Below are 12,208 nucleotides of genomic sequence, written 5' to 3'. Positions count from 1 at the left end.
GGCAAAACAAATTTATGAAGCCCTGGGGTATAAAACCGTACCCTACTATATGAAAAAATCCGTGTTACCCGAAATATGAATATCTTAAATCCATCCGGCTGGAATACAGAATTTTATGATAGTAAGATAACAAGTTGGGTTAATACGAATATATAAAAAATCCGATAATTTTAATATTAGACTACACAAAATACCCGATAATTTATGTAGTATGCTGCTAAAATTATCCGGTTTATTTTTGCATGTCGGCTATCACCAACCTGATTTCGCCATACGAGAAATCATCGCCCAGTTTGTTTTTGATTTCGGAAGTTGTTTCCCGGTCGGGGTTTTGTTCGAGTTTGGTTTTTATGGTTTCGTATTTTTCAGGAGGAATTAATTCGAAAATATCCAGTTCGCCTTTCTGTACAAAATGTGCCAGGTGCCCTTCGATGGTCGAGGGAGCGAGGTTGCGTTTTTTCGCCACTTCAACAACCGAAAGTCCGTTCTGAAATAGTTTCAGCGATTGCTCTTTGGTGTTGAGTCCTGCCAGCGCCACTTCTTCGTTGGCATTCAGCGGAATGTCCATCCCTTTTTTGTTGCGGTATTCCAGAATCAGCGCCAGGATTTCCTGCCCGAACTGCTCCATTTTTTTGCCGCCCATTCCTTTTACCGCCTGCAATTGAGACGAAGTTGCAGGCAATTCGTTGGCAATGACGGCCATCACTCGTTGGCGAAGGACGCGCGATATGGCCAGTCCGGTTTCTTCGGCTTTCAGGTCGCGCCACTCCACCAGTTTTTTATAGAATTCCGGATGGTTGACATTTACTGCCGCCACTTTACTTCTGGGTTTTGAGGTCGGTTTTTCAATGGCTGCAAGTGCCCGTGATTCCAGGTACGATTTTATGGTGAACTGTTTCGAGGATGCCTCGAGGCAGGCTTTTTTCATATTCAAATCCATTTCCAGCCTGCCCAGTGCGTCGGTAATGCGTTTGCGCAGTGCCTGGTTGTCGGTTTGAAAACCGGCTTGGTCCAACGGCTGGAGAATCAATGTTTGCATTTTTGATGAAAAATAACCCGTTGCTTTTTGAATGCGTTCCTGCAAAGCAGGATTATTTTCAGCAGGCCCGGAACCTTTCAGTAAATTTTTCACCTGAACATAAAAGCGTTCTGCCACATCGGCCATCTTTTCTTTCACCGGAACAAGCATTTTACGCAACGTTTCATTCAGGTTTCCCATTAAAAATTCAGTATTGTCTTCCCACACTTTCAAAATGTAATTAGCCGATCTGAGCACAAAACTGAAATCGTATAACTCTTTAATCAAATCCAGTTCGTAATTTTTACGGGAAGCTTCAAGGTCATTTTTATCCGGTTGGTTTTCTTCCACATCCTCAGTAAACCCAATTACTGTTTCATCGCTAATTACACTTTCTGAACCGAGAGGAGTGCTCAAAACCAGCCCTTCGAGGGTTTTGCATCGGCTCAGCGCCACGTAAACCTGCCCGTGGGCAAACGACTGTTTTGCATCTATAACAGCTTTTTCAAATGTCAGGCCCTGGCTTTTGTGGATGGTAATTGCCCATGCCAGTTTCAGCGGAAACTGCACAAATTTCCCCACCACATTTTCCTCTATTTCCGAAGTTCGTGCATTCAGGTTGTATTTTGTATTTTCCCACACTGCGCGCTCCACGATAATCGGTTCCGTGTCACCGGGACAAAGCACTTCGATTTGGTCGTCGTTGATATCGGTTACTTTCCCGATTTTTCCGTTGTAATATCTTTTTTCAACCGAAGCATCATTTTTCAAAAACATTACCTGTGCGCCGTTTTTAATTTCTAAAACAGCATTGGCAGGGTAGGAGGATTCCGGAAAATCATCTTCCACTGAACATTCGAAAGTGTGTTTTTTGGTGGACAGTTTGTTGAGGTGATTGGCATTAATCCGGCTGGCCTGGTAGTTGTGCGTGGTGAGTGTGATGTAGCCTTCTTCTTCAGGCGGATTGAAATTTGGGACAAAGCGGCTGTTTAGTTTTTTGAGGTCGTCAATGTCCATTTCATTGTCACGAACTTTATTCAGCAAATCGATGAATTCTTGATCACTTTGCCGGTAAATATGTTTTAGCTCAATGCCGGTAAAACTGGAATTTTTAAGTGCCCTGCTGCTGAAAAAGAAAGGCGTTTCATAATAATTTTTCAGGATGTTCCAGTCGTCTTCTTTTACCACCGGAGCCAATTGCTGCAAATCGCCAATCATCAGCAACTGAACTCCGCCAAAAGGTTTTCTGCGGTTTTTAAATCGCCGAAGCACTTCGTCGATGGCATCGAGCATGTCGGCACGCACCATGCTGATTTCGTCGATTACCAGCAAATCGAGGCTACGAATAATGTTGATTTTATTTTTGCTGAACCTGCGGATGCCTTCGTTTTGCATTTTTGCGCCCGGGACATAAGGCGAAAAAGGTAACTGGAAAAATGAGTGAATGGTAACACCTCCTGCATTGATCGCGGCCACACCGGTTGGCGCAACCACCACCATGCGTTTGGGCGAGTTTCTTTTCAGCGTTTTCAGAAATGTGGTTTTACCGGTTCCGGCTTTTCCGGTCAGGAAAATATTTTCTCCGGTGTAGCTTAAAAAATCGCGGGCAAGCTGTAGTTGCGGGTTATTTACGATAGGCATAGGTTATAATTGTTTTAAAAATTCCTCACATCCGAAAATTTCAATCTCACTAAAATAAAAATCCTGTTGATTTTCAGTGACAATAAACCGGCAATCTTGATTTAAAGCAGAATAATATTCCAGTCCGTCTTCAAAACCATTTACGCGCTTATTGCTAAGCGCTGATTTTGTAATTTCTTCATCTATTTTTGTGATGCCGATATTTTTAACAAGCAGATTAATTTTATTCTTTGCCATCTTTTCTCCACTTTTTTTGCTTGAAAAATAATAAGCAATGGCCAAACAAAGCGGCGATGTGTACAACTTTATTCCCTTTTTCCCCTGGAGACTTAACACCCTGGATGACCAGGTGAATAAGGGATATTCCTTGTTCAGGGTGGCTATCAGCACATTCGCATCGATAAATACGTTCATTTCTTATTGTTGAAAAATTCGTTTTTCGTGTCTTTGCGGTTTCGTTTTTTGTAAACAGCTGCTCCCTCTGAAATTTGATTTACCCATTCGTTCACAGGGAAATCATCAAGAGTTTTATAACTTCCGGTTGTTATTTGCCGGTACAAAAATTCAGTTAACCGCGATAAACTGACATTATTATCTGAAGCAAATTTCTTCGCATTTTCAATGACATCCTTATCGAAATGTAGGGTGACTTTTGTATCCATCTTGTTTTTTTACGTCTAAAATAAAAAAATTATACGTAAAAAAAGAAGTGACGAATGTTTTTTTTACAAAATATTCCAGGATTTTTCAACCTTTAATTCAGCAGTCCAAAATAGAAATACAATGTTCGCTGCACCGGTTTTTCCATATTGTTGAGTTCGCCGGCAGGGCCGAGGTTCCATGTATCGTTGCTGATTCCCATGAATTGTCGCCCGCCAGTACATCGTTGTAAAAACGTTCATAAACATCCAGTTTCACGCCCTGAAGTCTGTTTTTTCATACATACCGCGGACCGTTGCCCAGCCGTTTTGCGCCAATGATATCCGATTCTGTAAAATCGAAGCTGATGCCGGTAAAATATTGTTCGCCTTCTACCCGATATTCGTAATTCATTTCTAACCAGCCGCTGAGGTACATGGTCCAGGTTACTTTCTTCAAATCGCCCGAATAGGTCATTCCCACCTCATGCGACTTGGTGGAAGGAAAATTCCGGATGCCGGTAAGTTCAGTTTCACCACTTACCAAAACCGGGCCGTTGTTAAACGGGATGGGCAGCCCCATATCATTTCCGATTCTTTTGATGGTGCCGTATTCTTTGCTGAACGCCACCGAAATTCCGGAGGCTTTCAAAAGGCCTGCTAACAATTCCGAATTCCAGAACAATTCCCGGAAATTGCCAAGCCCTGCTGCCATTCCGCCATCGTCCTGGCCGTGCAACAATTCAGTGGGCATGTAAATCAGAGGTACTTCCAGTAACTTTTTGGAGCTGTAATAATTTTCATAATGATTGCAGTCGATTTCGTTGTAGTCGTTGTCCGGCCGGTGGTGTGCGTGAATGACCGGCCGGTTGGAGGGATCGTAAATGGCAAAGTCGTCGTCCAAATCTGTGTTGGTTCCGCCTTCGTTTCCGTTGCTCCAGAAAATTACCGAGGGGTGATTAACATCGCGGATGACCAACTCGCGTACCAGCTTGCTGCCCACTTCGGTATCGTAAGCATTTTGCCAGCCCGCCAGTTCGCCGAGCACATACAAACCCAGTGAATCGCAAATGTGAAGAAACGATTTATTGGGCGGATAGTGGGCGCACCGCACTGCATTCAGATTCATCTCTTTCATCAACCGGACATCGAGCAAATCGATGGACGGACTAACACAACGACGGGTTTCGGACCAGAAAACATGCCGGTTAATTCCTTTGAATTTCATCTTTTTGCCGTTGACATACACCCCGTCACTTTCCCGGATTTCAATGGTGCGGAATCCAAATTTTTCGGTCAGCTGGTAGTTCGTTTCAGTGCCATCAACTAGCGAAACTTTTACCGAATAAAGGTTGGGAGTTTCGGATGTCCAGGTGGATGGATTTTCGATTTTGCAGTAGAGGGTGGCCGGTGAATCGTTGATGCCAGCGCTGGTTTCGCATTCTTTTACAAAATTTCCCTGAGCATCGAAAATTTCAGCTTTAATTGTTTGTTCCGATTTCAGATTGACAGGGAAAGCATCCATTTTGAAATCGCCATCGGCATTGGCCACACGGTCGATAAATTCATCTGGCTCAATTAATAGTTGAGATTTTCTATTTTTGTAAAAAGAAACAGATATTTTATTTACCAGCAAAATATTTGTTTTTACATTAAAAATATTTTGTAAGATGACTACATTAAAAATCGCCTTACTCTTATCTATGCTTTTTCAAATTGTTGCCACTATACTTGCCATCAGTTTGATTCGCCGTACCAGGTTTAATATCTCATGGATATTGATTTCGTGTGCTTTTATTTTAATGGCGTTACGGAGATTATTTGATTTCTCGGGCTTTTTCTGGGAATCGAAATTATTTCCAAAAGACGAAATAAATGGTTGGATTGGAGTTTTGATTTCAGTGCTTGTTTTTGTGGGGGTAATTTTTATAAAAAAGATTTTTAATCTGCAGGATGAGATTGAGAAGTTAAGAGAAGAGAATGAGAAAAAAATCTTGTCTGCCGTTATTAACACGGAGGAAAAGTCAAGGCAATCTTTTGCCCGGGAATTGCACGACGGGATGGGGCCGGTGTTATCATCTATAAAAATGACACTGAGCGCTGTGAACAAAGAGAACCTGACCCCAATGAACCTTAAAATTATTGAAACCGCACATAGCGCTGCAAGTAATTCAATTGTCACGCTAAAAGAGATTGCCAATAACATGAGTCCGCACCTGTTAAAAAACTATGGCCTAAAACAAGCCCTGGGCACATTGGCGACTCAGCTTTTTTCTCAAAAAAACATTGGATATGAATTTGATTTTCAAATCGATGAAAAACGGCTGTCAGATGAAATGAACATCAATTTCTACCGGATTATTTCTGAATTGATGAACAACAGTTTTATTCATGCCAATCCACAAAAAGTATATGTGGAAATAAAAGAGAAAGATGCATATATTCATATCCGTTATCTGGATGATGGGAAAGGTTTTGAATATGAACCGGTAAACGAAAAGTACAGAGACAGGGGAATGGGGATGAATAATATTTTTTCGCGGACCAAATCACTGAACGGACATTATTCAATTGTAACAGCGCCGGAGAATGGTTTTTTAATCGAATTCTTTTTCCCGTTAAACAAAACAAAACAATGAATAAAGTTGATATTTATATCGTGGACGACCACGGCCTGTTTAGGCAAGGATTGAAACTGTTGCTTTCCAACCTTAGTTTCATTGGGAAAATATATGAAGCAAATAATGGAGAAGAATTTATAACAGGTTTGAAAAACAATCCGGTTGATGTGGCTTTAATTGACATTGAAATGCCGGTTATGAACGGAATTGAGGCGGCCAAAAGAGCCAGGGAAATTCAACCCTCTATCAAAATCCTTGCTTTATCTATGTATTCAGATAAAAACTATTACCTGAGTATGATTGACGCCGGGGCTTGTGGTTTTCTGCTCAAAAATTCCAATTTTGATGAAGTGGAAAAAGCAATTACAGATGTTTGTAACGACAAAAGCTACATATCCATCGAAATCCTGAACGAAATCCTGAAATACCCGGACAAAGCCAGTTTTAACGTTCTTGACAGTGAATTAACTGAACGCGAAACAGAAGTTTTGTTGTTAATCTGCAAGGGACTAACAAACAATGAGATTGCAGACAGGTTGGTTCTCAGTAAGCGCACGGTAGATAAACACAGGGAAAACCTTTTGCTCAAAACACAATCAAAAAATACGGCCAACCTGGTTATTTATGCCATAAAGAACGGTTTGCTTCAAATCTGATAATACTTGTTCTACGTTTAAAGACGTAGTCGGAAATTTACGTTTTTAGACTGTTCCCTGTCTGATTTCGCCAAAATACTTTTGTACAATAAGTTTTTTATGCAAAAGTTATGTTTGGATTCAATAGCTGCGAAAAAGCAATTTCAGGTCAGAGGAAGTTAAAATTATCGTTCAAGCCAAATTACTTTTTTACGTTTTTAGTAGTTTGCGTCATATCTAAAAATGGATTTGCACAATTTTCGGTTGATGCTCACTTCCGGAACCGTTTTGAATTACGCGATGGTTACCGCGGGCTTTCACCTGATGGCTCAACACCCGCTGGGTTAATCTGGCAGCGCACCCGGATATCCTTCAGTTACGAAACCGAAAATTTTAAATTAAAACTCACCCCGCAGGATGTAAGGCTTTGGGGCGATGAATCTCAAAGAAGTTCCACCGGGGTTTTTGGCGACGATGCTTCACTTGAACTCTTTGAAGGGTATGCAGAATTAAAGCTTGGAAATCGAGGATGGGTTTCCGTTGGCCGCCAGCCATTAAAGTACGACAACCAGCGCCTGCTGGCTGCCCGTAATTGGAACAACAACGGGTTAACTTACGATGCAGTGCTTTTTAAACTGAAAGCTGCCGATTGGAATATCCACCTGGGAAGCACCTGGAACAGCCTTGCCGGAACATCGTCAGAAAACCTTTATCCATCGAACCGGATAAAAAACCTGAATTTTTTGTGGGCAAACCGTGCGTATGGCGAAAACCTGACACTATCCCTGCTCCACCTGGCAGCAGGGACACCCGAAACCGACACAACCAATACACTGTATTATAAGCATACCACCGGTTTTTATTCAACCTATAAAAACAATGGTTTAAATTTATGGGGCGAGGCTTACTACCAATACGGGAAAACCAAAACAGGCAAGGATGTTAGCGCTTACCTGTTTGCCATTGACGGAAGCTATAAAGCCGGTAATTTTACCCCCGGGATAGGTATTACCTTTCTTTCGGGAAACAGTAAAACCTGCACAGAACAAACCACCGAAAACCTGTTTGATATTCATTACGGGGCAAGGCACAGGTTCTACGGTTACATGGATTATTTCAGGAATTTTGCCTCACATACCAACCAGGGCGGCCTGGCCGACTACTATTTTTACCTCGATTACAAATTTTCAAAAGCAGTAAGCGTACGCAACATTGGGCATTATTTTCAACTGGCACAAACCAACCCGGCTACACCGGATGATAAAAACCTGGGGTATGAAAACGATTTGGTGCTAAAATATACATTCAGTGATTGGGGTGCGCTGGAAAGTGGTTGTATTTTCTACCTCCCAACAGAAACACTCAAAACCCTTCAGGGAGTTGACAATGCAGTCCTTCAACAATTTGTTTATTTTCAGCTAACCCTTACCCCAACTTTATTCCAACAACAATAATACTTAAACATTAAAAACAAAATAACATGAAATCATTTTTTAGTTATGCCATAGTGGCAATCCTCCTGTTTACAGGATGTGCTTCCAACAAAAAGAAAGAAAGTACAATCAGTCTTTCCGGGGCTTTCGCTTTGTATCCGTTGGTTGTTAAATGGAGTGAAGAATACCAAAAGGTAAATCCTGACATACGATTTAATATTTCAGCCGGTGGCGCTGGTAAAGGTATGGCTGATGCGCTTTCGGGAACAGTTGACCTGGGCATGTTTTCACGCGAAATAGTACAAGCCGAAATTGATCAAGGCGTATGGTGGGTTGCTGTAACAAAAGATGCAGTAATCCCAACTGTAAACGCTGCCAGTCCGGTTGTTGAGGTTTTGAAAACCAGGGGAGTAACACGCGCAGAATTTCAGGGGCTGTACATTGACGGCAAGTATTCGAACTGGAATCAGCTTCCGGGAATAACAACAGACCAAACGATTAATGTTTTCACCCGTTCTGATGCCTGCGGAGCTGCCGGTACCTGGGCAGCGTACCTTGGAGGGTCACAGGAGGATTTGAAAGGGGTTGGCGTGTTTGGCGACCCCGGACTGGCAGATGCCGTGGTAAAAGATGAAAAAGGAATCGGGTTCAATAACACCATTTACCTGTACGATTTAAAAACGGGAAATAAAAATCCAGGGATTGAGGTTATCCCGATTGACATAAACGAAAACGGCAAACTGGATGCGGAAGAAAATTTTTACGACACGTTTGACCAGGTACTTGCGGCCATTGCTGAGGGGAAATACCCTTCGCCACCGGCACGCGAACTTTATTTGGTTGCCAAAGGAAAACCCGCGAAACAAGCTACGCTCGATTTTCTGAAATGGGTAGTAACTGATGGGCAAAAGTTTGTATCTGAAGCTGGTTACGTCCCTTTAACGCAATCAAGGCTGGATGAACAAGTTGCCAAATTGGATAAATAATAGAGTTGATACGACACTTGAATTGAATAAAAAAACAAAACAAAATATGAACAGAAAAAGGAGGTTGACCGATTTATTGGTTAACATCTGGATGCGGGGAGGCTTGTATATTTTACTGGCTATTCCTGTTCTCATTGGCATTGGGCTGTACTGGAAAGCTGCCCCGCTTTTAAATGAACATTCGCTGGCAGACCTGATTTTTTCTTCGAAATGGTTCCCCATGAAAGGTGAATTTGGTTTTTTGCCTTTTATTTTCAGTTCGTTTTATGTAACCCTGCTGGCTTTTATTCTTTCGGCACCCTTGTGTTTGTTTGCTGCCATTTATCTTACCCAGTTTAGCAAGAGGCGATTGCTGAATTTTATGCTTCCGGTTATCGATATCCTTGCCGGAATCCCATCGGTTGTTTATGGCGTTTGGGGAATTCTTGTAATCGTTCCGTTGGTTTCAGGGAGTATTGCTCCGTTTTTCGGGGCAACCAGTTCAGGGTACAGTTTACTGGCCGGAGGGATTGTTTTAGCCGTGATGTGTATTCCTTATATGCTGAATATGCTTATAGAGGTTTTTCACACTATTCCGGTTGGAATGAAAGAGGCTTCGCTGTCGCTGGGCGCCACACACTGGGAGATGGTGAAACATGTGATTATCCGAAAGGGTTTTCCCGGAATTATTTCAGCCTTTGGATTGGGAATTGCCAAAGCTTTTGGCGAAACCATTGCCGTTTTAATGGTGGTTGGCAACACCCTGAATGTAACACTTTCGCCGTTTAAAGCTGGTTACCCGCTTCCAGCTTTAATTGCCAATAATTACGGCGAAATGATGTCGATTCCCGATTACGACTCGGCGCTTATGTTTGCTGCGTTGCTCTTATTTGTTGTGATTCTGATTATCAACCTGTTCTTCAGGTATTTCATTCATAAAACCGAAAAGATATGAACCGTTGGAAAATAATTGAGGAATGGTTTTTTAAAATTGTCTCATTTATAGCCGCCTATTCAGTAGTATTAATTCTTTTATACTTGCTGGTTGTGGTTTTTAAAAAAGGAATTGGCGCGTTATCATGGGAAATTGTGTTTTCCATGCCTGAGGGTGGTTACTATTTTGGCGGCGGAGGCGGAATTTTAAACGCCATTGTGGGGTCTTTTTACCTTTCATTAGGGGCAACCGTTCTTGCCGTAATTATTGGCCTGCCTGCGGCATTGTTTATCAATGTCCAGCTAATCAGGCTAAAGCGCACACAAAATACAATTCGCTTTTTCCTGGATGCACTATGGGGAATTCCTTCGATTGTTTACGGGGCATTTGGTTTTGCAGTCATGTTGTTTTTAGGGTTAAATGCATCGCTTATTGCCGGAATAATAACCGTGGCATTATTGATAACGCCAATTTTGGTTCGGGCTTTCGATGAAGTTTTAAAAACCATTCCGGTGGAACTTCAGGAAGCATCTTATTCGCTCGGGTCAACGCGGACAGAGACTGCATTAAAGGTGTTGTTCAAACAAGGCTTTGCAGGATTTATTACCGCCCTTTTGCTTGCATTCGGGCGTGGAATTGGCGATGCTGCGTCGGTACTTTTTACTGCAGGGTTTACCGATAATATCCCGGTTACTTTAGATGAGCCCGTGGCCACCTTGCCCCTGTCCATATTTTTTCAACTGAGTTCCCCAATTGAAGAAGTAAGGCAACGTGCTTATGCGGCTGCAGTTGTACTAACAGTAATTATTTTAATCATCAGTGTTTCGGCAAGATTGCTTTCAAAACGATATTCAAAAAACATCATCAAATGAAACAAATGGCTTTTACATATCAATCGGGACTTTCATCAGAAAGCGTTACCCTGCAAAACGAAATAGAAATGGCAGAAGAAATTAAAGATACCCCCATCATCGAAATAAAGGATTTAAACGTTAAAACCAAGGAAGGGAAAATTTTAAAAAACATCAACCTTGAAATACCCAAGAACAAAATTGTTGTCCTGCTGGGGCCATCAGGTTGCGGGAAAACCACGTTGCTGAAAAGCTTAAACCGGCTGACAGACCTGCACAAAGAATTGGAAGTTTCGGGTCAGGTTCTTATCGACGGGCAGGATATAATGAAAGCCGGACAAAACCTTGCATCTATGCGGCAGAAGATGGGATTGCTTTCGCAAAGTCCGTTCCCGTTGCCGGCTTCTATTTACAAAAACGTATCTTACGGCTTAAAATTAAAGGGCATACGTTCGAAAAAATTGATTTCACACAGCGTGGAAACAAACCTGAAAAGGGTTGGCTTGTGGGATGAAGTAAAAGAAAGGCTGAAAAGCCCTGCTACCAGCTTATCCATCGGCCAGCAACAACGGCTTTGCCTGGCGCGCGGACTGGCAGTGAAACCGGCAATTATTTTAGCCGATGAACCTACATCGGCGCTTGACCCGATTTCGACAAAAATCATAGAAAATTTATTTAAAGATTTGAAACAACATTATACGATTATACTGGTAACACACGTATTACGCCAAGCCTTACGACTGGCCGACCATGTTGTTTTTATGTATTATGGTGAGATTATTGAACAGGGCCATCCCGATGAAATTTTGAAAAACCCTAAAACCAAAATTCTGAGAAAGTACCTGGTGGATGGGAATTAGTAATTTGCCTTCGCCCTTTTGTAGAAGTGACCTTAGATTTTGAAGCGAGCCATACCCTCTTTTTTTACAACGCTTGACATCTTTTTTAAACCTGTTGGTAAACCGGATGGAATACATTAAGAAAGGCATTTATTGATGAGGTCCTTTGCATTTTCAGCTTTATGAAGGCGGCCATATTTAACATCTTCCATGGCTTCATCCAGTCCTTTGTTTTTCTTAACCTTAGAGAAAGAAACCACTTCGTTTAACGACTCCAACAGGGCAACCAGCTTTTTGCCGGCCCTTGTTTTTTCGTTGATGGTGATGTTGTATGTTGCCATAGCTCAGAAATTTTAATACAAAAATAGTAAACAGTGTGCAAAATGCATTGTTCGTTTTACAAAAATCCAGGAAAATAGTTCAATTTGAAAAAGACCTAAAAGAGAAACAATCGTGGTTCAGGTTGTTAATCTCATTTTAGAAAGTCATACTAATGGTGGTTATATAAGTCAAGTCAATATAAACTAAAAAAAGGGAAAGCTGTTTGTCAACTTTCCCTTTGGTTTTCGTAGCGAGAGGCGCGAGTACTATAGACGACCTTCCCGATTAGAAATCGGGACGCTCACAAGCCAG

Annotated in this window: 12 protein-coding genes; 7 read left to right on the top strand and 5 right to left on the bottom strand. The window is 41.9% G+C overall.

Features of this window, described 5'->3' with window-relative positions; translation table 11 throughout:
- Positions 1 to 232: 232 nt before the first annotated feature.
- The 4 genes from ACTCNA_RS16115 to ACTCNA_RS16100 form a co-directional block, all read right to left on the bottom strand.
- Positions 233 to 2,659 (bottom strand): helix-turn-helix domain-containing protein, encoded by a 2,427-nt coding sequence (locus tag ACTCNA_RS16115; protein WP_462948963.1) that lies wholly within the window; start codon positions 2,657 to 2,659, stop codon positions 233 to 235.
- Between the two features lie 3 nt (positions 2,660 to 2,662).
- Positions 2,663 to 3,073, bottom strand: a complete 411-nt coding sequence (locus tag ACTCNA_RS16110; protein ID WP_462948962.1) for a type II toxin-antitoxin system VapC family toxin — start codon at positions 3,071 to 3,073, stop codon at positions 2,663 to 2,665.
- Entirely contained in the window at positions 3,070 to 3,321 is a 252-nt protein-coding gene (locus tag ACTCNA_RS16105) for a DUF6364 family protein (RefSeq protein ID WP_462948961.1), read from the bottom strand. Before ACTCNA_RS16105 ends, ACTCNA_RS16110 begins: the two co-directional genes overlap by 4 nt.
- Positions 3,322 to 3,595: 274 nt before the next feature.
- The gene (locus tag ACTCNA_RS16100; protein ID WP_462948960.1) at positions 3,596 to 4,933 is read right to left on the bottom strand and encodes a glycoside hydrolase family 2 protein; all 1,338 of its coding nucleotides are present in this window, start codon (positions 4,931 to 4,933) and stop codon (positions 3,596 to 3,598) included.
- 34 nt (positions 4,934 to 4,967) lie between these two features.
- On the opposite strand from ACTCNA_RS16100, the gene ACTCNA_RS16095 reads away from it, so the two are divergent.
- The 7 genes from ACTCNA_RS16095 to ACTCNA_RS16065 all read left to right on the top strand — a co-directional run bounded on the left by ACTCNA_RS16095 (position 4,968) and on the right by ACTCNA_RS16065 (position 11,596).
- Entirely contained in the window at positions 4,968 to 5,936 is a 969-nt protein-coding gene (locus ACTCNA_RS16095) for a sensor histidine kinase (protein WP_462948959.1), read from the top strand.
- Complete coding sequence (locus tag ACTCNA_RS16090; protein WP_462948958.1) at positions 5,933 to 6,574, top strand: response regulator; 642 nt, start codon at positions 5,933 to 5,935, stop codon at positions 6,572 to 6,574. The genes ACTCNA_RS16095 and ACTCNA_RS16090 overlap by 4 nt, the downstream gene beginning before the upstream one ends.
- A gap of 110 nt (positions 6,575 to 6,684) precedes the next feature.
- Entirely contained in the window at positions 6,685 to 8,007 is a 1,323-nt protein-coding gene (locus tag ACTCNA_RS16085; RefSeq protein WP_462948957.1) for an alginate export family protein, read from the top strand.
- Between the two features lie 26 nt (positions 8,008 to 8,033).
- Complete coding sequence (locus ACTCNA_RS16080; RefSeq protein WP_462948956.1) at positions 8,034 to 8,972, top strand: PstS family phosphate ABC transporter substrate-binding protein; 939 nt, start codon at positions 8,034 to 8,036, stop codon at positions 8,970 to 8,972.
- Positions 8,973 to 9,018: 46 nt separating this feature from the next.
- Complete coding sequence (gene pstC, locus ACTCNA_RS16075; protein ID WP_462948955.1) at positions 9,019 to 9,906, top strand: phosphate ABC transporter permease subunit PstC; 888 nt, start codon at positions 9,019 to 9,021, stop codon at positions 9,904 to 9,906.
- The gene (locus ACTCNA_RS16070; RefSeq protein ID WP_462948954.1) at positions 9,903 to 10,757 is read left to right on the top strand and encodes a PstA family ABC transporter permease; all 855 of its coding nucleotides are present in this window, start codon (positions 9,903 to 9,905) and stop codon (positions 10,755 to 10,757) included. The genes pstC and ACTCNA_RS16070 overlap by 4 nt, the downstream gene beginning before the upstream one ends.
- Positions 10,754 to 11,596 carry a phosphate ABC transporter ATP-binding protein gene (locus ACTCNA_RS16065; RefSeq protein WP_462948953.1) on the top strand — a complete coding sequence of 281 codons (843 nt, stop codon included), beginning with the start codon at positions 10,754 to 10,756 and terminating at the stop codon, positions 11,594 to 11,596. Before ACTCNA_RS16070 ends, ACTCNA_RS16065 begins: the two co-directional genes overlap by 4 nt.
- A gap of 116 nt (positions 11,597 to 11,712) precedes the next feature.
- On the opposite strand, the gene ACTCNA_RS16060 is transcribed toward ACTCNA_RS16065, so the two are convergent.
- On the bottom strand, positions 11,713 to 11,916 hold the full coding sequence (locus ACTCNA_RS16060) for a hypothetical protein (protein WP_462948952.1): 204 nt from the start codon (positions 11,914 to 11,916) through the stop codon (positions 11,713 to 11,715).
- Positions 11,917 to 12,208 lie beyond the last annotated feature (292 nt).

Source organism: Tangfeifania sp. (assembly GCF_055108615.1).
This window is presented reverse-complemented; position numbering and strand designations above follow the sequence as displayed.